Raw genomic sequence first — 21,882 nt, forward strand, 5'->3', positions numbered from 1 at the left:
TCGGACTATGAACCACCAATGGCAACAGTTTAGCCACCACGACACGTTAGCGTTCAAGCTGACCGATGATGAGGAACGCGAGTTAATAAAGTCGTGGCAGCAATCAGGTAGCTTTGATGATGTGATTATCGAAGCTCAACAAACACAGAACGTAAGACAAGGAATTTAATCATGGGACTTAATATCGTTACATCAATGCAGCCGCTTAACGTAGAGAACATCATCACGTTTATCTATGGCGACCCTGGCATCTGGAAAACATCGTTAGCGTTCACCGCTAAAAACCCTATCTTGTTCGACTTTGACAAGGGCGCTTATCGTGCGTCTAACCGTAAAGACACGGTGCAGATCGGTAGTTGGCAGGAAGTAGCAACGTTCACAGCGCAAGACCTAGCCAGTTACGACACTATCATCATAGACACAGCAGGTCGCGCACTAGACATGATAACCGACAACCTAAAGGGTGATAGTCGTAATACTCGTCGTGATGGTCAGCTATCTATGCAGGGTTACGGCAAGTTAGGCGGTATCTTTACCGATTGGCTCAAGATGCTACGTGGTATGGGTAAAGACATCGTGCTGCTAGCCCATGCGTCAGAGGACAAAGACGGTGACAACGTAATCAAGCGCCCCGACATGGTAGGCGGTAGTAAAAAAGAAGCGTACAAGATAGCTGACATGATGGCTTATATGACCACTCAGCAAAGCCAAAACGGTGATATTAAAGTGCTTAACTTTATGCCTAGCTCTACTTACTTGGCTAAGGATAGCGGACGCATTGGTAATGTTCAGATTGTACCGATGACGGAAGCACCCAACCAGCTAGCAAACATCATTCAGGCCACAAAAGACCACATCAATAGTCTGTCAGCGGAAGCTGCCAAAGCGCAAAAAGAGCTTGATGACCTGCGTAACGACTTGCTAGATGCTGAGACAACGAGCGACCTTGACGAGTTAAAAGCTGATCTTAAGATTGAGCATCCACTGTACCTAGAAATGGCAAAAAGCATTATGAGCCGAAGCAAGGCGCTAGGCTTTATCTATGACAAACCGTCTAATAGCTTTGTTGAGCCTGAGCCAGTGGTAGAAGATGCTGAATTTGAACCTGCTAACGAGCAGGAAGCAGAGGTGGCCAATGCCGAATAATCGTATATCGGTCACATGGCTTGATAGTTATCAATACTTTTTAGATAGCGAAATGTCGGAAGATGAGTTGTATGAGCGCTTTTACGGCGCTTTTACTCAAAACCCTGCTATGGCAGCAGGGACAGCTTGGCATAAGCATTTAGAGCAGACGAATAACACGCATAACATCGTTGAAATGGACGGCTTTACGTTTAACTTAGACGCCCTATTCAACTCAGATGACACGCATGTTATCTGCCTTGGCTTGCCCTACGAGCGTGAGAATAAGCACGTTGTACAGCTCATAGATGGCGTGGACTTGGTAGGCATGATTGACGTTGAAACACCCTACACGGTCTATGACCACAAGCTGACTGGTAGCTATAAACCTGAACGTTACTTTGATGCTTGGCAATGGCGAGCGTACCTGACCATGCGAAATAAAAACCAGTTTACTTATCAGGTTTTCGAGTGTAAGCCAGTACGTGAGTACGGTCAGACGGTTGAGATTAAAGACTACCACACGCTTGATATGTATGCCTATGAGGGTATGCAAGACGAGGTTAAGTCCATCTTGACCGACCTAAACAACCTAATCAATAAGTGGCGTTCAGAGGGTAAACCTTGCAAGCGCGATTACAGTAAATAAGAGAGAAATATTATGATCGAAGTTATCGTAGCAGGAAATTTAACAAAAGACGCGGAGTTACGCCCAGCAGGTAATTCTCAAGTATGTGGTTTTTCAGTGGCAGCGGACACAGGTTTTGGCGATAAAAAGCAAACGATGTTCTTTAGTTGCTCACTATGGGGCAATCAAGGTGCAGCAGTCGCTCAATACCTTAAAAAAGGCAACCCAGTAACCGTGATTGGTGAAATGAGCGAGCGCGAGTATGACGGTAAGCAATACAAAGAAATCCGCGTCAACAGTATTAAGTTGCAAGGTGGCAGAAACGACAACCAACAAAGTAACGGCTATCAGAACAATCAACAAGGCGGCAACTATCAGCAGCCACGTTCTGAAACAGGGTTAAGTCCACAGCAGAACCAAGCACCACAGCAATTTAACAATCAGATTAGTAACCAGGCACCTCAAACAATGGCCAATGCCGTAGTAGATGAACAAATTCCATTCTAAGGAGCTAGTCATGATTAATTGTAAATACTGCAAAACCGATAAGCCTATAGATGATTTTTACCAGTCATCTATTCGCAAGGACGGCAAATCAGGTAATTGCAAAGAGTGCATACGCGCTAGAGTCAGAGCCAACAGAGCCGCTAACATTGAACACTACCGAGAATTTGACCGCAATAGAGCCAACCTACCGCATCGCGTGGAAGCTCGCAAAGATTACGCTAAAACCGACCAGGGTAAAAAGGCAACAGCTAAGGCGAAAATAGCTCATTACCGACGCTACCCTCATCGCTCAGCAGCTCGTAACGCAGTAAACAATGCTGTCCGTGATGGTCGATTGCATAAACCTAGTCAATGTGAGTCATGCAGTGATGAGACACCCTTACACGGTCATCATTGCGACTATAACAAACCATTGGACGTTATGTGGCTTTGTGATCCATGCCACAAACAATGGCACAGAGACAATGAACCAGTTTATTGCAGCGAATTGAAAGCGTCATAACCAGTTACACCCTGCATCGGGGCTAATAGATGCCGTTACCTCGCTAGTAGTGACGCATAACGCTAGCAGCCAAGATTGACAATTCCTTACGTGTGATGGTTGCAGCTATTGCATGAGCTCTGAAAAAGCAGTCGAGGCAAGGCCGAAAGCCCGCGATAAGGGCACCCTATTTACTAATGAGGATTGAGACTATGAATAAGAATATTGAGAAAAAAGCATTGAGTGTTATTCAAGATTTTAACAAGTCAAGCAAAGGCTTAGAGCGCCAAGCTATCATTATCACTTATACCGATAACGACAACATAACCACGTTTAATGATGGCGATGCCGGTAGTGTGTTGCTGACGATGGCTAACAGCTTAGCTCATACACTATCGGAGGTCGTGGTTAATATGAGTGCGGACGAGCAGCATGTGCTGATAGAGAATGTATGTAACGAGGTTTACAGCATGGCAATTAACAAGCTGGATAAGGAGCAAAACGATGAGTAACAAACAGCAAGTTAATTGCATATTTGCAGTCCATTTTGACGATATTGACGACCCGCGATACAAGGCCATTACCAAGATTGTTATGGGCGGTGAAATGTGGACTGAACGAAACTTAGTCTATGCAGCGCATTTAGATAGTCGTGATGAGTTATGCGCTCAAATAGAAAAACTGGAGTACAAAGACGATGAGTAATTTACCGTTGAAGGCGTTGCCGTGGGACAGTCAGAATCATGCAAGAAGCGCGTTCCATGAGTATCTGATTAGAAAAGATGGTGAGGCTAGAAAAAATAGTAAGTCGCAATATGAGGTCGTTTACGGACGGCTGAACACACAGCAAAGCTATGATGTTGCCACCGGCTTTGCAACTATCGACGATGCTAAAACATGGTGCTGGAATCACTACAACGAGAAGATGCAGCCGTATGTTGTGCCCGACTCTATCACCGATATTGCAAACTGGTTTAAAACTGCGAAGCCTGAGCCGACGAATAAGGATGTCTGTACTCAGATCGGTTGTCATTACGAAGAAGTTTACGAGATGGATGTAGCGTTATATGGACACGAGCCAAGCCACAACGGAGAGATTGCAGATTGGTATAAGGGCGATAACATTAGCGTTGTTAATGTCATGCAGCGCATGGACAAAATCGAGCTACTAGACGCCCTATGCGACCAAATCGTAACTGCAACTGGTGTGGCTTATATGATGGGCTTTGATATCGAGGCCGCATTAAAAGAGGTCATACGCTCAAACAATAGCAAGATGGTCAAAGGTAAGTTTGAGTATGACAAGAACGGCAAGATACAAAAGCCTGATAGTTATAGCGAGCCTGATTTAGCGCCATTTATAAAACAAGGAGAGTGATGTGAGTGAATGGATTAATTTAAAAGATAGACGTCCAACTCGTGACGGCAAGTACCTTACCTTGCGAAAAGGCTTTACTTACGAGATGGGTAATGAGGACGACTTAGAGCCTGAGATTGGTTACTACAACGGCGGACGTGGTTGCTTTGATGAGGACTACGACGACTTGTGGTTTACTCATTGGATGGAGTTGCCAAAACTACCAAATGGAGACGGTATCAATGACTAACGACCAAATCAAAGAAATCGCACTGGCTAACGGCTTTAAGCTCAAAGAGCAGCCAAATGGTGAAACGGATTTAAATCCGTATGTTTATGAGTTTGCAAGGGCGCTGCTACGGCATCAAAATCGAATGCTATCTAAGGAGATTGAAGGCTATCACCCTGTGTCGATAAGCGGCTGCCTTGGTGTGATACAAAGGAATTCGGATAAATTAGACGAGGTGAATGATGATTGAACAAAACGAAGGTATCGAGCGATTGCCAGAGTTTATTGATCGTAGTCTACTAGATGAAAAGCAGACGCTCACTCAGATATCAAAGCTGTTTCGTGTAGATGGTTATGGTGTTACTAATCATATTAGAAAAATGAACGAGCAAGGCACACCGATTCCTCGTGAGGTTGTTTCGCACAATGGACCGCGAGGATATAAGCATCTATATTTGATCAGAGATATTATCAACTCAGCTATCGATAAAGGTCTAAAGATAGAGGAGCCACTAACCCAAATAGAGAAAGCAAGTCATCAAGAGCTATCTGAGCAAAATAGAAAGCTCAAAAAGAGCATAGAAAACCTAAAGCAACAGCGCAGACAGCTCTTAAGTGAAGTCAACCTACTTACTGGAAACTTATCTGATATCGCACCAGTTTTAAATCAAACTAAGTTTTCATTGGTTCCAAAATCAGCACTTATTAAGAAATCAAAAACCTATGGCGATGCATGCGGCGTTTATTTTCTAGTTAAGAACAATGAGATCGTCTATATAGGCCAAAGCATAAACATAGCAAGTCGTATAACACAGCATAGAGATAAGGATTTTGACAGTGTGAGTTATGTGGCTTGTCATAAAGACGAGCTAGATATATTAGAGTCTCTATACATACTTGCTTATCAGCCGGCGTTGAATGGTAGTAACGGTAATGGAATAACTGGAACAACTAGACCTGCTACACCTATAACGCTAAACAAGATAGTCCAAATGTTTCATAAAGGGGAATTGTCAAAATGACTAACTTCAACACAGAGCAAATGCTCATCATGCGGTACGGTTTTACACCGCTTATACCGCTTGATAAGGTGGCAAGCGACTACCTGCCACCATTGACAAAGACCGAGCTACACCGAAAAGCTAAACATGGTCAGCTAGGCTTCTCAGTAGTTAATAACGGATCTGATGGTAAGCCTGCTTACTACGTGCCACTGGCGTCATTAGTGGCATGGATTGACCACGAGATAGACGAAGCTAATAGCGACCATCTTGCCATGCAAGCATAGCGACCTGCATTGCCCTGTCAAACTCTAACACAGATTTGCGGGGCGTAACATTCACATAACGCTGTAAACTAGACCACGAGTCATGACCAGTCACCTGCTGCATTTCAGGCACAGTTAAACGCTGCTCAGCAAGCCGTGTCGCTGCTTCATGACGTAAATCATGATAACGTAAGTCGTCAATACCCTTGAGCTTACACGCCCTCGTAAACATCGCTGATATATTCTTAGGTGATAACGGTAGCAGTAGCTCGTTATCCCAATGTTTGTTGCCACGACGCATAGTAGCACGTACTTTATCAGCTTTTAGCGCATCGATGATCGGTAGCGCATTGTCTCTAACTTTAGTATTGATATGATTGCCCATGCTTCCGCGTGGGTTTTTTGCGTTTCTAACGAGCCACCAACCATCATTAAAATCATCAATGCGTAAACGTGTCAATTCCTCTTGTCGTCTTGCCGTGTAGATTGCTAGCCAAATAATAAGGTGCATCGGATAAGTTGTTTTGCCGGTCATCCATTTTGCATAAAAGTAGGTCGTCAGCTCTTGCAGCTCGTCACTGTTTGGTGTCCGAGTGCGTTTAATACTAGATGATACTTTACGGCTGTGCCTTAATCCTAGCACAGCGTCCTCAAACTCATTGAGATTAACATCAAGCCCCCATGCAAGTTTGGCTTGCTTGAGCACTGAGCGTATGCCCACGATGTCACCATTGAGCGTGGCAGGTGTGATTGCCGTTAAGCCCTCATACTTACCATTAAGCCTTGCGTCAGCAAATGCGGTGTAATCCTCACGTCTTAGTGTGTTAATCTGCTTTGCACCTATCGGTAATTTGCTAATGAGTATCAAGCTCATATTGTGAGTGCGTCCGAACTGATCGCCAAGCTCGTCAAGATACTTTATAATAACGTCACGTAAGCGCATCGACTTAGCTTCACGTTTTAGCATTATTTCAGGATTGGCTTCAATCTCAGCTTCACGCTTTTTTACCCATGCCTCAGCTAACGCTTTTTTGCTAAATGTCTTTGACTGAGTAAACGACGGATAGCCGTCACGCTCGATGCGTATTAATCCCCTATACCGAGCTGTGCCGTCGGCATTTTTGCGCTTTACTATGCTGCCCATTTTGTACCATGCCTTGTTTTTAGTTTTGTGGTACGAATATGGTACAACACAATAACAAGTAAACGCACGTAAAAACACGCACGAACACGCAGCAACACGTAAGACAACAATACTCTATACTATATACAGTAAGGCTTTAACGCTAAATGATTGATTTAATGAAAGATAAGCGACTATCAGTAGCTCCTATGATTGATTGGACAACGACAGACTATCGTTACTTTGCGCGACTATTTAACCCGCACACGTACCTGTATACCGAAATGATTAGCACCGGTGCATTGATACACGGTAACCGCGCACGGCACCTACGCTTTGACACACTTGAGCATCCACTGGTATTGCAGCTTGGCGGAGCAGATATCAGTGAGATGACACAATGCGCCGAATTTGCTCAGCAATACGGCTATGATGAAGTCAATATCAATGTTGGTTGCCCTTCTGATCGTGTGCAACACAACAAGATAGGTGCCTGTCTAATGGCAGAGCCAAAAACGGTGGCTGACTTGGTCAAGCACATGCAAGCTGCAGTCGATATCCCCGTGACGGTCAAACACCGTATCGGTATCGATGATTTTGACAGTTACGAGTTTATGGTGGATTTTGTGCAGACCGTTGCGGCTGCTGGCTGTACGCGTTTTATCGTTCATGCACGTACCGCGTGGCTACAAGGGCTGAGTCCTAAGCAAAACCGCGAGATACCACCGCTACGCTACGAGGATGTCTATCGTCTAAAACAAGACTTTCCTGAGCTTGATATTGAGATCAATGGTGGTATTGATACCATTGAAGACATAAAAATGCATTTGCAACATATCGATGGCGTGATGATTGGTCGGGCGTTTTATCACAACCCGTATCTATTAGCAGAGGCCAATAGCTTATGGAACGAGGCAGCACCCGACGCGATACCTAAGCGCTCAGAGATTTTAGAGCAGCTCTACCCTTATCTACAAGAACAAATCGCCAAAGGCGAAGCACTACCCACGATGACACGGCATTATCTAGGATTGTTTCAAGGATTGATGGGTGCACGCAAATGGCGGCAAGCATTGAGCGGCAAACCTCAGCTAACGCTTGACGAGGTTAAACGAGCAGCCGATGAAGTGTTATCGTTAAATCCTGACGCATAGGCATAGCTAAATGCTGATATAACTGGCTTGATAGAATTCACATGCTGGCCATTGTCGTGGCTAGCATGTTATCTACGCCGCTTGCGCAAGATACTGCCACATCGCTGCGCCATTATTGATGATATGTAGTGCGATGGGCAGTAATAGTGACCCTGACTTGATACGTGCATAACAAAATATGAATGCCAAAACCACAATAGTACTGATTTCATAAATGCCATACTGCACATGAATGATGGCAAATATCAAACTGGTCACGATACTTGCTACTATCGCACCGTGATGCACAGAGTATGACGGTGCGGTGAACTGCTCTGCGATGGCTGACCATAATATGCCACGAAAAACCACTTCTTCGTAAATAGGTGCAACCACGACCATTGCAAAGACCAGCAGCCACACTGAACTAACAGACTGGTACAATGGATCTACAAATACCAGCGGCGTCATGTCCAGCATATAGGTCAGCGCCTGACTGACTATCATAAATATCAACAGCAATCCTAGCATGCCCATACCTACCGTAAATGAAAACGGCTTTAATGCTAAATACTGTCGCCATTCCCCGCCTTTTATACGAATAATGAGAACACTCGTTGTCATCAGCAGCACGCAGCCTATGAGTATTGATAAGCTCACGACTGTTCCATCGTTACTGCCAAAAAAGAATATATCGCCCATCGAAGCATTTTTGGTCGCAGGTAATACCAGCTTGCCAGCGCTATAGACGCCTACCAATTGACTGATAAAAAACGCAAGCACCATCCCTACCGTCAGCATAAATGTACCAACGCGTGAAAATAACGGCGGACGCTCAGGCGAGGTTGCGATATCTGGTAAAGCTGTCACGTTTTTTGGCATATATATGTCACTTAAAAAATACGCTGTCAGCTTGTATTAGACACAAGCCTACATAACGATACGTTGCTTTTATTTTGATATAGTGAGTTCAGTATAAAAACGATACAGTGGGACTGGGATAAATTTTTCGCAGCCTCTGTCTGCGTAAGCACAGCACGCAAGGAAAATTTAGACCAGTTCCACCTTGATATATAATGTATCTGTTTTATTTAGGATTGACTATAGTTGCCGCTTAATCAGTTCTAGTACCTGCTGCGATACAGACTCTGGGTGCTCAAGTGGGAACATATGCCCACCCTCATGAGTCTCATAAGGGATGCCCAAGCGCGACTTTATCTGTTGGGGAAACCGACGTTTTAAAAAGATACTGTCTTGACCGATAATCAAGGTAACAGGCACTTTGGGGCCGCGATTGGGCGTCAGCCAATACCAAGAAGGATTGGTACGGAACACTTCTACTTCATTAGCTTTAGGAATGGCCAGTGTCACTTTACCATCCGCGCGCTCATGCAAGCCATGATCGATATATCCTTGGAAGCTGCGCTCATCAAAGTTTTTGAAAAATCCTTTGTGCCGCATTTTTTCATACGCATCTGCTCGACTCTCCCACACATCACGGCGATGCTTAGAGATACCCGCTGGTGACAATTTGTCCATCAAACGCTTACTCGTTAGAGGCAATTTATCTACTGTCTTTGCCAAATGCCATAACAAGCTAACTTTGCCATAGATCCAAGGCGGATCCATAAGCACTACTTGAGCAAACAGCTTAGGCTCACGGTACACTGCTTGCAAGGTACACATGGCGCCAAGTGAATGACCCACGCCCACCACCTGAGTGACGCTATGCTTTTCGCAGGCGGTTTTTACGCTATCGATCACCTGCTGCGTCAGACTGCGCCAATGATTATCTACTGGATAATCGGGCGTATCACCCAACATGGCAATATATTCAATCGTAAAAAATGTGGACAATCCTGCAAAAAACGGCTCATAGACAGCACTTGGCATGCCATTGGCATGGGCAAAATGTAATACAGGCTTTTTTGTTATCTTGGAGACAGGTAGCGCAGCAAAGGTCTGCAAATTGATTTCATCACTCATAATAGGCTCTCGTGGGATGGTTTATATATTATTTTTAATAATTCAACTGTATTTCATATTAAGGTAGTTTTTAGCACTATATACAATTAAGGCTGAGCATAATTATATGCTCAGCCTCAACAATCATACACAGTATATCTAAAATATTAAACGCTTAACGCATTTCTGCATTACCTTCTTCTTGGGGCAAAAACCCATCAAGACTCATGCTAGAGCCAATGCCTGCACCCAATTGTACCGCAAAGCGATCCATAAACATTTGGAACGGATCGGTTGGGCTATAGCTGATGATCGTATCAAGATCCAATTGTTTACTGAGGCTTGTGATACTGCCCGTTTTGTCTGCCAAACCTAACTCGATAGATTGCTCACCGGTCCAAAACAGTCCTGAAAACAGTTTGTTTTGTTCAGGATTTTTCAAGCGATCACCGCGGCCTTCTTTGACGGCATTGATGAAATGCTTGTGCGTATTAGCAAGCACACCTTCGACATGTTTTTCTTCGTAGTCAGTCAATGGACGCGACAAACTCAAGATGTCTTTGTACTCACCCGCAGTGATAGTACGATCTTCTACGCCGACCTTGTCCATTAGGCCCTTGACATTGTAACTTGGCATAATGACACCGATAGAACCAACCAAGCTCGATGGATTGACATAGATCTCATCAGCGGCAGAGGCGATATAATAAGCACCTGAAGCACCAATATCACCGATAACAGCATAAAGCTTTTTATCTGGATATTCTTTACGCAGATCCATCATAGTCTGCCAAATTTCATCAGACTGTACCGGTGAGCCACCAGGTGAGTTAATGTCTAACGCCACCGCTTTAGAGTTACTATTTGCAAAAGCGTCTCTCAATGCCTCATTGACGTCGTAAGCGTTGGCCACGTCATCATTACTGATCACACCTTGGAGCTCAACCACTGCCAAATGCGGCGAGCTAGTATCAACGGCATCCATACCTGTTGGCGAACCACTACATCCGCGACCTATGGTCAAAAATATCAATAATATATAACCAAAGGTCAACAGTTTAAAGAAAATACTCCAGCGACGAGCACGGCGCTGCTCAACCACACTAGCTAATAAGGTGTTTTCCAGTACTTTCCACTCTTGTCCGCTCGGCGCGTTTGGTTGCTGCATTGGCGTTGGCTGATTTGCCGAATTATCAGGACGTTTGTTTGGGTCTGGTGGCCAGTTGGGCATATAACTTCCTAAGTCAGAAACAATCTAAAACAATAAAAAGATGATATTGGTAGATACGGCTAAAAATAAATATCTCCTCGCCGTGTCAATCATCGGTATTAATAGGCTGCTAAGTATGGTGGTATTTCGATAATGGTTCAATAGTATAACTGTGAAATATCACCATATTGTAACACTGCGAGTATAAGCAATATTTTTAAGGACTCATCGCTTCTGCGTCAACACCGTTGTTTATTATATTCAGCGATAAAGACGCTTCTAAAGGTTTGTCATCGTAGGTGATAATATCATTGATGCTTTGACGACTTATGACATCAGTTGTCATCTGTGATGCACTATGACCAAGCCATGTGATATTTTTAAACCTCATGCTGTCGTTATTCGAATCAGCTGAACATAATAATGACCACATCTGCCAAACGCGTGGATGGGTGTCAGTATCTAAAACAAGCCGTGATAGAGAATATTTTTTGTGATCCGTATCTAACTGGTTATCTGCTATTTTCGTTTGAGAGTTTACAGATAATGACTTTAGCGGATCGGCTGCGTTGTATCTTAGAACTTGTATAGGTACACTGCTATCAATCGCAATTGTACAGTCCCACACGCTAGTATCACCTATCTCGCTCCAGCCTGTCATTGCTTGGATGGATAAATCACCACTAGCCACCTGCCATGTTTTGCCTTGCTCGCATCCTTGCGCACTGATATTCGTCTTACCTTTAGACTGAGCTGCTATTTTAGAGGCTTGCTGGAATGCAGACCAACGCTCGGAGCGTCCCGCTTGCCAATATTGACTGACAGGTAGCTGCTGATTTAACTGCGCAACTGCCAGCGGTAATAACTCAGAATTTTTGGCGCTAACGACCATATTTTGCTCACTGGCATTCAAAGTGTCAGTCAGTACGGTGCTACTGCTCTGCACTATGATGCCTTCTAGTTTATCGACTGACAAACTGCCCAATTGCTGCTCTAAAGATACAGATAGTTTATCCGCTGTGAGATTGCTTGGCATGGTCCGTGTTGCGGTTGGTCTATGATCAGCCAAAAACAGCCAGCTGGTATTGTCTTTCGCAAGTGAGGATCCATCCTTACTGTTACTAACGCTTTGATTATGTAAAGGGAATTTTAGCAAGGCTGCACTGATATATGGATCACCCGTTGGCAAAATATATAACGTCGGCATTGTTATCATTGACTGCTGATTGGCATACACCGTCATCATTAACAGCGTCAGTGGAGGCAGTGCCAACCAGCGACTGAGCAACCCTCTTGGCAAAAGCCAAGGTACTACACTTAACAACACCATGAGCAATATCGCCATATTCACTGGTGTATAAAGCCATGCGTCTGTTAATGCTGGTAATGATGTCAGCCAACCAATCAACTCATGTAGATTGCCGACGATGGCACTGACTAAAGACCAAATGCTGTCAGCTATCGTGGGTGATAATAGGTAAAAAAGCCCTGCTAACAGATTGAGCGGTACAATCACCCACCCAAACAGCCCAATGGCAAATAAATTGACAATAAGTCCCCATAACGATGCCTTTCCAAATAAGAGCAGCGTGATAGGCAATAAAGTCAAAAATAGCCAGAATTGTAACTTGAATATACGCTGAGCAATTTGCAATGCACGGCGAAATAAAACATTGCTTATATAAGCACGCCCGTTATCATCATTGTATGGTAGCGGCGGAGCGGCTGTATTGCGCTGATATAAGGTGCCTTCATACTTGAGTAGTAGCGCTACTGCGATAAAAGATAGCCAATACCCTGCCTGCCACAATACATACGGATCTTGCCATGCCATCAAGACAGCTAATGCTAACAACACGCGCATAGTACTGATAGGTAGCAATGTCAATCTTACCAAGCCTATAGCCAGTAGCATCCACGCCGTACGTGCAGCAGGCACATCAAAACCTGTAAATAGTGCATAGATAAAAGCAGCACCAATCATTACCCACCAACGCACTTGCCAGCGTGGCATATCGCGATAAACCACTGGGCACAGTCGATTGAATAGCAACACAACGGCGCCGCCCAATACAATGGCTAAAAACAGTACATGTGTCCCTGATATTGCAAGCAAATGCGAGATACCCGCCAGTTGATATAGATCCTTGGTGTCGCGATTGATCAAGCTACGGTCACCTGTGAGCAAACTCAATGTGACAGCTCTGGCCTGCTGCTCTGCTATGGTTTGTGCAGGCCAATCTCTATAGAAATGATCTCTTAATTGCCAACGTCCTATATCAATACGAGTACGAAATCGCTTGAAATAAGAGTCAGACGTCGATGCTTGTTGTAAAGCTTCATCGTTATTGCTTTTGCTGACAGTCAACGGACTAACCGCCAGTATATTTGCCACACCATCAATGTGTCGACCTCGCAACCAACGATAACTATCAAAACCAGACGGGTTGCTTATAGCTTGCTTGGAGGTAGACAATGGTACCAGTGCCAAGCTCATAAATAGCTCATCGCCTGGTTGCAAATCATTTAAATTTGAGAACGAATCATCATTTGATGTGTTCTTTGGATAGGCATTGAGCAATACTCGGTATTCAATACTATTATTGAGGTTTTTGTCAGAGCTTTCATTATAGCTTTTACTTAGGCTATTATTTTCTTCCTTCGAATAATCACTTGTACTATTTGCCAAATCTTGGGGAGTCAACTCAGCGACTAATGGCATTAAATGTGTGACCACTGCTACTTGTCGATAGCCGCTATCTGTACTGGCGTCATATACGCTGTCACTTATCCCTTCGATACGAACGAGCGCTTGTACACGTATAGAGTCAGTGATTTTGGTCGTTTCGGCTTGCTGATGTGCAACTAGCGCTTGTAGCGCGCTACCCACGACCAACCCAATGGCTAATAGACCAAATAAGAAGTATTTGCTAAAAAGTGACAATTTAACATCATTAGGTGAGCTGACAGAACGCGTTTTATTGGTACTTTGAGTATTTACTGAAGGGCTATTAAGTTGAGTAGCACTAAGCAGAATAATAGCAAATATGACAAGCAACCAAAGCAAACCTGTGGCGCTGACCACATTTAATAAAGGCATGTCGATCGGCATCGCCACATTATCTGCAACTGCCAACACACCCATCATAGCAATAATTACTAGGCTACCAACTAACCAATACACCCGCACTCCTTGCTTGATGAGCAAAATATTATAATGCAGCTAACGCCAGTTATTGATGATAATAAGGCGCCAGAGCAGCCATTTTTATCGACATTTTAGAAGCGACTGAAGCATCATATCTGTGAGGCAATAGCATTTATATTTATATTACCCTATACTGATGAGGCATATTAAAATGATGGCTTTCTACCATCACCACTCTATGTATTCTCATCGGTATTTTTTATCCATAATATTACTTTATACCAGCCCATCAATACAATTGAGCGGACTGTCGTTAACGATTAAAGGCGATACTGTGCCCCACAAACGTCTAAAAGACCTGCTTCCTACACCGGAAAAAATCCTAGAAAGTCGCACCCTAAAACTGTTCGCCCCGCATTTGGCAGATCCTCGGTTATGGCACTTCAACCGCCATAGCTTAAATAAAGCAGTCTATATTGGCGTGCTTAGCGCATTTTTTCCACTGCCAGGACAGATGTTGCTGGCTTTGATTGGCTCACTTATTTTTCGAGCCAATGTACCTATGGCTCTCGGTCTAACGTGGATTACCAATCCAGTCACCAGCTTGCCTATCTTTTATGCTGGGTATTATATCGGTGCAAAAATCATTGATGCACCAGTGATCAGTTTGCGCTTTATCGGCAGAATGATTGCTGATTTTAGCTTATGGGCATTATCAGATGGCGCCAACCCTTTTATTACTTATAAGGGCACTGTATCGCTTACAGCATTTTGTATAGGGCTAACGATTTTAGCGGTTATAACCAGCATCATTTGTGGACTTGCTTTTAAAGCGATTTGGCGTTACAAGACGGTCGTGAGTTGGCAAAAACGTCAGCAAAAACCTGATGATAAATCGCCTAAATATTAATACCGTTTAACATCATTAAACGGTATTAATATTAAACAGTATCAACGTCAGCGTCTTAAACAATAGCTATTACTCTTCTTTGGTTCTTTCTATGGCATCTATAAGCTTGTCTGTAAAATCTTTATCCATAGAGACGATCTCAATAACCTCGTCGTTTTTACAGAGCGTATAACGCTTACCTGTCGCGCTGTCTTGAACCTTTAAATCATAGTCAACCCCAGCCAAAGTGATCGCATCAAACACGGGTGTGATAAGATCCTTTTGTTCTTGTCTATCGATGGTGTCAAACAAGGTTGGATCGATATAAGGCTTTAACGGCTCATCGCCTTCTTCGGCACTGCCAAAAGCGGCGATTGGATTGTCATCTTTGTTCATTATTCGGAGTCCTATAAAATAGATATAGCAGCTAGTTAATCAAGCTTTTATATCTTTTGCTATGAGATATTTACTTGATAATACAACAATATATTTCGTTAGGACAACCCTTATAAGTGCCAATTCATGACACTTATATTCATCTGAAAATCTCAACATATATAGACGTTAATACTGTTCCCAATGACCATTACGTAGCAATAATTGACGATCAGCAAGAGCCGCCAAGTTGCGATCATGTGTCACCATCAAAAGTGCTGTTTGCATAGTGCTTTGTAGCTCTGATAGCAATCCAAAGACACTTTGCGCATTGTCATAATCCAAGTTACCAGTTGGCTCATCCGCCAAGATAAGCGAAGGCTTGGTAACTAGTGCGCGCGCAATCGCCACACGCTGACGCTCACCACCTGATAGCTCACCTGGTCTGTGCATCAACCGATGATCTAGACCGACGTTTTCGAGAATCTCAATCGCTTGCTTGCGAGCGTCAGTCGTTGATACTTCTGGACGCATCAGTAAAGGCATCGCAACATTCTCGACTGCGGTAAACTCTGCTAGCAAATGGTGAAACTGATAAATAAAACCCAAATGCTTGTTGCGCATCGCGCCGCGTTCGGTCTCATTCATGCTATTTAATAACTGACCATGTAACCAGACTTCACCACTCGTGGGCGTGTCTAGACCACCAAGCAAATGTAGCAAGGTACTTTTTCCTGAACCACTGGTCCCGACAATAGCAATGCGCTCACCAGCATGAACTGTCAGATCGAGGCCCGTCAATACTTGCGTACTAACGGCTCCCTCATCATATATTTTATTGATATTGGTCGCCTTTAAAATGGCAGACATAGCGCTTCCTTTATTTTATTTATGTCGATATTTATGCGATTGAATTACTCATAACGTAGTGTCTGGGCAGGCTGAATTTTAGCCGCTCGGCGTGCTGGATAAATCGTTGCCAAAAAGCTCAATATAAATGAGGCACCTGTAATGAGTACCACGTCGAGCAAACGCAACTCTGACGGCAAATAATTCACAAAATAAGCATCAAACAGATTCAAATTAAAGACTTGATTAATAAAGCCTAAAATATCACTGACGGTGAGTGCGAATATCACACCCAATATCGTACCAGCAACGGTACCGATCACACCGATGACCACGCCTTGTACCATAAAGACTTGGGTAATCAAACGAGGAGACGCACCAAAGGTTTTTAGAATGGCAATATCTGCTTTTTTGTCAGTGACGAGCATCACAAGACTTGAGACAATGTTGAAAGCGGCAACTAAGATGATTAAAAATAGTAGCAAACCAACCATGGCTTTTTCCATCTGAATTGCACCAAATAGATTGCCGTGCGTCTGCGTCCAATCATTAGGATATAATTGTTCAGGTGCGATGGCTGCGGCTTTCTCTGCTGCTATTGGCGCAGTAAAGATATCATTGAGCTTCATACGCACGCCTTGCGCGCCCTCTGGTAGACGCAACAGTTTTGCTGCATCACCCATCGGAATGAACGCCATCAGACTGTCTACCTCTGGGCTGATGGTGAAAATACCTGTCAAAGTAAAGCGCTTAAATCGTGGTATCACACCGGCTGGCGATGGCGATGCTTCTGGTAGCACCAAAGTTACTTTGTCCCCTATCTGCAAGCCCAGAGACTGAACCATCTCCTCACCCAATACAATGCTAAAGTCACCACTTTGCAAGGTATCAATACTGCCCTCAACCATATGATCATTAATGATAGAGACGTTTTTTTCGTATTCAGGCTCGACGCCAGTCACCATAATCCCGGCGACCTGACCGTTTGATGTCAGCATCCCTTGCAATTGGATAAAGGGGGCGACAGCTGATACTTCTGGATCTTCCTTAATCTTATCAGCGAGCTGCTCCCAATCACCAATAATCTCAGTTGAGACCACGGTGGCTTGCGGCACCATGCCCAAAATACGGGTTTTTAATTCTCGATCAAAACCATTCATGACCGATAGCACCGTAATCAATACGGCAACCCCAAGCGTCAGACCAATCATTGAGATGAGTGATATAAAGGAGATAAAGCCATTACTGCGCTCTGCTCGGGTGTATCGTAAGCCGATAAATAACGCTAAAGGACGAAACATATTCAAACTCTTTATCTTATCTACGTGCGACTTTATATAGGCTACAAAACGAGCAGTGGCAAATGCATCATAAACTGACATTTGCCATACTCACATATAAATCGAACACAAAAACAGGGTTTCAGACGAGCCGAGGACAGCCGTCAAAAGGGAGCTAGTTTGACACAATTTAGCCAATATGTGCCAGTCATTAGCCGATACTAAGAGTATTTTTTACCAAAAAACTGGGTTTTGTTATTATTTTTTATAGAGGCCTTGCTATTAGATATGTCAATACCTATATATTATATGCTAAAGACAATTGTCATTAACCCTCATTGTGGTTTGTTCACTCTCTGCTGGTAATGTCGCTGACATCATAAACCAGTTATTTGAAATACTGAATGGTACGTAAGTAACCGTCGCACTACAGTATTAGACACAAACCCCACGCTGACTTAATTTTGAGTATTTTCATGACCATAAATTATCAATATAAAAACATTCAAACTCCTACCAAGATCACACTGACCGATGAGCAGTCTGCAGGTCATGGCGATCATTGGCGTATTTTGACCGATGATATGAGCAATGATGTGCCAGAGTGGCTACAAAAAATGATCGAAGTGGCGGCAATGCCTAAAGGCCTGAACAACAACGTTAGTTCAAAAGACAGCTGTTTGTTGTTATCAGAAGACAAGCCATGCCATATCAATCAAGTACTCGCAATGAAAGACGGTAAGCCTGAGCGCTTCATCAATGCTTATCCTTGTGTTGATAGTCCTTATGGGCTTGACTGTAAAATCGAGCGCGTCATCGCCAATGACAACTCTCATGATGCAGTGCTACGCTTGCGTACCGCCGATGGCAGCATTATTTATGCTTTTGATCAGCTCTATACGACCAATCGTCATTTGTATCAGCGCGATACGTCTTATTTCGTTAACTTTAGCGCATGGGCGCACGAGATTAAGCTCAGTGAGCAAAACGAAGTCATCATGGTAGAAGACCAAGAATCTATCCGCTATCACCGTGCGTTTAACGATATCGTCGCGGCTAATGACGGAAAAATTCCAGACGATCTGCAAGCGCAAATCAGTGAATGGAAACCTGAAACCGAAGAACAAATGGCACCGGTCGAAATCAACTTAGGACACATGTGTGCTTATTTATTTGGCGATACTTTAGGGCAAGAAGATGAGGCTTGGTGTCAAGGTCAAGTGCTTGGCAAACAAGAAACGATATTTAACGATAAATCTGTCATTTTGTTTGATGTAGTGACCCTACGTGAGCAGGATGCAGATCCCTTTGTCGTACGTATTGGTGCGCTTAATACGCCAGAGACCGCCAGCATTAAAGTGCATGACTATGTACAAGCCAATGTCTGGTTGCAGGCAGCGATATATAAAGAGAATCAGCAAGCGTCGGCGCAGTCTAAAGCCAGCTAGTTACTGAATATAACAGTCTATTGTATTACGTGTTATGCCTAGTTTTTTACACAATAAAAAGCTCCTAAATAAATAGGGGCTTTTGTATATCTGAGTGAATTGTACATCAATGGCTTGAGTACAAACCACCCAATATAAGATCTACGCCATCGTCGTCATTGATTTGATACGCTTATACAACTCTTTTTGCTCAGCGCTTGGACGAGCAGTCTGTACTGCCATCAATTGTGACATATCCCCTTCAACGCGAATTTTACCGCTCATGAAAGCACCCATAATTTGATTGGTGTCAAAATCAGTGATGATAGACTGTAGAATGCTACGATCTAATAATAAAGTCGTCGTGCCGTTACTATTTAGACCACGATGTAATAAACCATCGGCAAAGTTGGCTTCGATGTCTTTGTCAGTATCAGATACTTTTAGGTTAACGATCATGTTAGCAAGTGCTGGTGGCAAGTTTAACTCACCCGCCTCACTGCCCATTTTCTCCACTTGCTCAAACCATTCATCTGTCAAAAAAACTGCCATATTATTATCCTTAATGGGTGTTTTGTTGGGTTAACGCTGCTATTTTACGCATTAACCTGACTAGCAAATTATTAAAATGCTTGTTATTAATAGCCCACAAGTATGCGGGCATTAAATATGTTCAGGCTCATTATAAGGGGCGACTTGATGAGAAGTAAAACCTATTTGTGCCGCTAGTAGTACGATTGTTACAAAATTCCTTTCGAATATCACAATTATATTTAGCAACGTTTGTCTTAGTTTGATGCAAACACGCATCTAGAATAGTGACAAAATTGTGTATAAAATAAGCAAGTAGCGCAATAATAAGTTGCTCGCTAACATTTATACCAAAGAGTTTGTATTTTGCCGCATAGTTCTGATGATATTTAATTAGGATTGCGTTACAATACCCTTAAACAGAGTCGGGAGTTTTAACCAAACATTACATAAACATGTTTTTTGTCAGCCGCCGCTAGCATACATCTATGGTCAGTGCGTTTTTATAGCCCTATAGATATGGGTATCTATCTTCATTAGTACAGATTTTTTCGTAATAATTAAGATATATATTTAGCCTCATAAGATGTTTGATGCTCAAAAACGGCGCGTCTTTTTATTTATCTTGATGATGTATTAACAATCCTACTTTCGATTGGCTGTAAACAAGGTGCACGAAGCGCCTCATTTTATCCATCAGTATCAACTGACATAAAATCAAAGCCTAAATTGATAGTTAATAAGATTATGGTGATAAAAGGTCAAAAAACATTATGTACCGTAGCTATTGTAGGTTTATAAGTTTTTATAATATCTATAATGCGGACTGTTGGTTAATTCTGTTGATAATTCGGGCTGTAAAGGAATCATCCAATGAGTTTACAAAACACAGCAGTCGCCCCAGTTGACCGTGAGTACGAAATTACTATCGTAAGATTTTTTACGATCATGGCTGTCGTTTGGGGCATCGTCGGCATGAGTCTTGGTGTGTTCATTGCTTCACAGTTAGCATGGCCATCACTAAACTTTGACATTCCATGGCTGACCTTTAGTCATTTAAGACCACTGCACACCAATGCGGTGATTTTTGCGTTCGGTGGCTGTGCCTTGTTCGCAACGTCTTACTATATCGTTCAGCGTACCTGCAAGACGCGCTTATTTGCGCCATATTTGGCTTGGTTTACCTTTTGGGGTTGGCAAGCAGTGATTGTTTCTGCCGTTATTACCCTTCCTCTAGGTTTGACGTCAACCAAAGAGTACGCTGAGCTTGAGTGGCCTATCGATATCTTAATTGCTTTGGTATGGATCTCTTATGCCATCGTATTTTTTGGTACACTCATCAAACGCAAAACCTCACATATTTATGTGGCTAACTGGTTCTTTGCCGCCTTCATTATTACGATTGCACTACTACACATCGTAAACAGCATGGCTATCCCTGTTAGTGCGTTCAAATCTTACTCGCTATTTGGCGGTGCAACTGATGCCATGGTACAGTGGTGGTACGGGCATAACGCGGTAGGTTTTTACTTAACGGCAGCTTTCCTTGGCATGATGTATTACTTCGTTCCAGTACAGATTGGTCGTCCTATCTACTCTTATCGCTTGTCTATCGTTCACTTTTGGGCATTGATTGCTTCCTATATGTGGGCTGGTGGTCACCATTTGCATTATTCAGCGCTTCCTGATTGGACGCAGTCATTGGCAATGGTATTCTCCATCATTCTATTTGCACCCTCTTGGGGTGGTATGATTAACGGTGTACTCACGCTATCAGGTAGTTGGGATAAGCTACGTACCGATCCGATCATTCGCTTTATGATTGTGGCGTTGTCGTTCTACGCGATGTCGACGTTCGAAGGCCCAATGATGTCAATCAAGACAGTAAATGCTTTATCGCATAACACTGACTGGACAGTTGGTCACGTACACTCAGGCGCACTTGGCTGGGTTGGTATGATTACGATTGGTTCGCTATATGTGCTGTTACCACGTGTGTATAACAAACCCAAAATGTACTCTATCAGCTTAATCACCACGCATTTTTGGCTGGCGACTGCAGGAACGATTTTCTATATCGTGTCTATGTGGATCTCAGGTATCGGCCAAGGCATGATGTGGCTTGCTACTAACCCAGACGGTACTTTGGTATATAGCTTCGTTGATACTGTTGAATTCTCGCATTTCCCATATATCGGTCGTGCGTTTGGTGGCTTCTTATATGTATCGGGTATGTTTGTTATGGCTTATAACTGCTATAAAACACTCAAAATGCCAGAAGGTAAGCCTGTAGATGTCGCTGATCCAACGGATCATGAACCTAGTGTCGAAAAACCTTCGACAGCTAACGTATAAGGA

General features: G+C 43.4%; 25 protein-coding genes. 16 read left to right on the top strand and 9 right to left on the bottom strand.

Annotation, left to right across the window (positions count from 1 at the left end):
* Positions 1-7 precede the first annotated feature (7 nt).
* From BTW00_RS14070 to BTW00_RS05590, 12 genes are all read left to right on the top strand, one after another.
* Positions 8-169: a hypothetical protein gene (locus tag BTW00_RS14070; RefSeq protein ID WP_178379260.1), complete on the top strand. Its 162-nt coding sequence runs from the start codon at positions 8-10 to the stop codon at positions 167-169.
* 2 nt (positions 170-171) lie between these two features.
* On the top strand, positions 172-1,146 hold the full coding sequence (locus BTW00_RS05540; RefSeq protein ID WP_075106597.1) for an ATP-binding protein: 975 nt from the start codon (positions 172-174) through the stop codon (positions 1,144-1,146).
* On the top strand, positions 1,136-1,774 hold the full coding sequence (locus BTW00_RS05545; protein ID WP_075106598.1) for a hypothetical protein: 639 nt from the start codon (positions 1,136-1,138) through the stop codon (positions 1,772-1,774). Before BTW00_RS05540 ends, BTW00_RS05545 begins: the two co-directional genes overlap by 11 nt.
* A 12-nt stretch (positions 1,775-1,786) precedes the next feature.
* The gene (locus BTW00_RS05550) at positions 1,787-2,260 is read left to right on the top strand and encodes a single-stranded DNA-binding protein (protein WP_075106599.1); all 474 of its coding nucleotides are present in this window, start codon (positions 1,787-1,789) and stop codon (positions 2,258-2,260) included.
* 10 nt (positions 2,261-2,270) lie between these two features.
* Entirely contained in the window at positions 2,271-2,762 is a 492-nt protein-coding gene (locus BTW00_RS05555) for a hypothetical protein (protein ID WP_075106600.1), read from the top strand.
* 191 nt (positions 2,763-2,953) lie between these two features.
* A complete protein-coding gene (locus tag BTW00_RS05560) occupies positions 2,954-3,253 on the top strand; it encodes a hypothetical protein (RefSeq protein WP_075106601.1) in 300 nt (99 codons plus the stop codon).
* Positions 3,246-3,446 (top strand): hypothetical protein, encoded by a 201-nt coding sequence (locus BTW00_RS05565; RefSeq protein WP_075106602.1) that lies wholly within the window; start codon positions 3,246-3,248, stop codon positions 3,444-3,446. Before BTW00_RS05560 ends, BTW00_RS05565 begins: the two co-directional genes overlap by 8 nt.
* Positions 3,439-4,119, top strand: a complete 681-nt coding sequence (locus BTW00_RS05570; protein ID WP_218609006.1) for a nucleoside triphosphate pyrophosphohydrolase family protein — start codon at positions 3,439-3,441, stop codon at positions 4,117-4,119. Before BTW00_RS05565 ends, BTW00_RS05570 begins: the two co-directional genes overlap by 8 nt.
* Before the next feature lies 1 nt (position 4,120).
* The gene (locus tag BTW00_RS05575) at positions 4,121-4,348 is read left to right on the top strand and encodes a DUF551 domain-containing protein (protein ID WP_075106603.1); all 228 of its coding nucleotides are present in this window, start codon (positions 4,121-4,123) and stop codon (positions 4,346-4,348) included.
* A complete protein-coding gene (locus BTW00_RS05580) occupies positions 4,341-4,577 on the top strand; it encodes a hypothetical protein (RefSeq protein ID WP_075106604.1) in 237 nt (78 codons plus the stop codon). Before BTW00_RS05575 ends, BTW00_RS05580 begins: the two co-directional genes overlap by 8 nt.
* Positions 4,567-5,349, top strand: a complete 783-nt coding sequence (locus tag BTW00_RS05585; protein ID WP_075106605.1) for a GIY-YIG nuclease family protein — start codon at positions 4,567-4,569, stop codon at positions 5,347-5,349. Before BTW00_RS05580 ends, BTW00_RS05585 begins: the two co-directional genes overlap by 11 nt.
* Positions 5,346-5,615: a pyocin activator PrtN family protein gene (locus BTW00_RS05590; RefSeq protein WP_075106606.1), complete on the top strand. Its 270-nt coding sequence runs from the start codon at positions 5,346-5,348 to the stop codon at positions 5,613-5,615. Before BTW00_RS05585 ends, BTW00_RS05590 begins: the two co-directional genes overlap by 4 nt.
* Here the strand turns inward: BTW00_RS05590 and BTW00_RS05595 are convergent.
* Positions 5,584-6,738 (bottom strand): tyrosine-type recombinase/integrase, encoded by a 1,155-nt coding sequence (locus BTW00_RS05595; RefSeq protein ID WP_075106607.1) that lies wholly within the window; start codon positions 6,736-6,738, stop codon positions 5,584-5,586. The genes BTW00_RS05590 and BTW00_RS05595 overlap by 32 nt on opposite strands.
* A 146-nt stretch (positions 6,739-6,884) precedes the next feature.
* Here BTW00_RS05595 and dusA point away from each other — a divergent pair, with 146 nt between their 5' ends.
* Positions 6,885-7,871 (top strand): tRNA dihydrouridine(20/20a) synthase DusA, encoded by a 987-nt coding sequence (gene dusA, locus BTW00_RS05600; RefSeq protein WP_075106608.1) that lies wholly within the window; start codon positions 6,885-6,887, stop codon positions 7,869-7,871.
* Between the two features lie 72 nt (positions 7,872-7,943).
* On the opposite strand, the gene BTW00_RS05605 is transcribed toward dusA, so the two are convergent.
* The 4 genes from BTW00_RS05605 to BTW00_RS05620 all read right to left on the bottom strand — a co-directional run bounded on the left by BTW00_RS05605 (position 7,944) and on the right by BTW00_RS05620 (position 14,209).
* Positions 7,944-8,732 carry a CPBP family intramembrane glutamic endopeptidase gene (locus BTW00_RS05605; protein WP_075106609.1) on the bottom strand — a complete coding sequence of 263 codons (789 nt, stop codon included), beginning with the start codon at positions 8,730-8,732 and terminating at the stop codon, positions 7,944-7,946.
* Between the two features lie 219 nt (positions 8,733-8,951).
* Positions 8,952-9,836, bottom strand: coding sequence for an alpha/beta fold hydrolase (locus tag BTW00_RS05610; RefSeq protein WP_075106610.1), 885 nt, complete (start codon positions 9,834-9,836; stop codon positions 8,952-8,954).
* 154 nt (positions 9,837-9,990) lie between these two features.
* Complete coding sequence (sppA, locus tag BTW00_RS05615; RefSeq protein ID WP_075106611.1) at positions 9,991-11,046, bottom strand: signal peptide peptidase SppA; 1,056 nt, start codon at positions 11,044-11,046, stop codon at positions 9,991-9,993.
* Positions 11,047-11,242: 196 nt separating this feature from the next.
* On the bottom strand, positions 11,243-14,209 hold the full coding sequence (locus BTW00_RS05620; protein WP_075106612.1) for a ComEC/Rec2 family competence protein: 2,967 nt from the start codon (positions 14,207-14,209) through the stop codon (positions 11,243-11,245).
* Positions 14,210-14,507: 298 nt separating this feature from the next.
* Between BTW00_RS05620 and BTW00_RS05625 the strand changes: the two genes are divergently transcribed.
* On the top strand, positions 14,508-15,083 hold the full coding sequence (locus BTW00_RS05625) for a DUF2062 domain-containing protein (protein WP_227517179.1): 576 nt from the start codon (positions 14,508-14,510) through the stop codon (positions 15,081-15,083).
* A gap of 69 nt (positions 15,084-15,152) precedes the next feature.
* Here BTW00_RS05625 and BTW00_RS05630 read toward each other — a convergent pair whose 3' ends face one another.
* The 3 genes from BTW00_RS05630 to BTW00_RS05640 all read right to left on the bottom strand — a co-directional run bounded on the left by BTW00_RS05630 (position 15,153) and on the right by BTW00_RS05640 (position 17,587).
* Positions 15,153-15,458, bottom strand: coding sequence for a hypothetical protein (locus BTW00_RS05630; RefSeq protein ID WP_058024771.1), 306 nt, complete (start codon positions 15,456-15,458; stop codon positions 15,153-15,155).
* Positions 15,459-15,626: 168 nt separating this feature from the next.
* Positions 15,627-16,307, bottom strand: coding sequence for a lipoprotein-releasing ABC transporter ATP-binding protein LolD (gene lolD / locus BTW00_RS05635; protein WP_058024770.1), 681 nt, complete (start codon positions 16,305-16,307; stop codon positions 15,627-15,629).
* Positions 16,308-16,351: 44 nt separating this feature from the next.
* On the bottom strand, positions 16,352-17,587 hold the full coding sequence (locus BTW00_RS05640) for a lipoprotein-releasing ABC transporter permease subunit (protein ID WP_075106613.1): 1,236 nt from the start codon (positions 17,585-17,587) through the stop codon (positions 16,352-16,354).
* A 455-nt stretch (positions 17,588-18,042) separates the two neighbouring features.
* Here BTW00_RS05640 and BTW00_RS05645 point away from each other — a divergent pair, with 455 nt between their 5' ends.
* A complete protein-coding gene (locus BTW00_RS05645; RefSeq protein ID WP_075106614.1) occupies positions 18,043-19,014 on the top strand; it encodes a hypothetical protein in 972 nt (323 codons plus the stop codon).
* A 141-nt stretch (positions 19,015-19,155) separates the two neighbouring features.
* Here BTW00_RS05645 and BTW00_RS05650 read toward each other — a convergent pair whose 3' ends face one another.
* A complete protein-coding gene (locus BTW00_RS05650) occupies positions 19,156-19,545 on the bottom strand; it encodes an SCP-2 sterol transfer family protein (RefSeq protein WP_071001896.1) in 390 nt (129 codons plus the stop codon).
* 852 nt (positions 19,546-20,397) lie between these two features.
* On the opposite strand from BTW00_RS05650, the gene ccoN reads away from it, so the two are divergent.
* The gene (ccoN, locus tag BTW00_RS05655; protein ID WP_075106615.1) at positions 20,398-21,879 is read left to right on the top strand and encodes a cytochrome-c oxidase, cbb3-type subunit I; all 1,482 of its coding nucleotides are present in this window, start codon (positions 20,398-20,400) and stop codon (positions 21,877-21,879) included.
* Positions 21,880-21,882 lie beyond the last annotated feature (3 nt).

This window comes from Psychrobacter sp. C 20.9, assembly GCF_001921765.1.
Taxonomy (GTDB): Bacteria; Pseudomonadota; Gammaproteobacteria; order Pseudomonadales; family Moraxellaceae; genus Psychrobacter; species Psychrobacter piscatorii_B.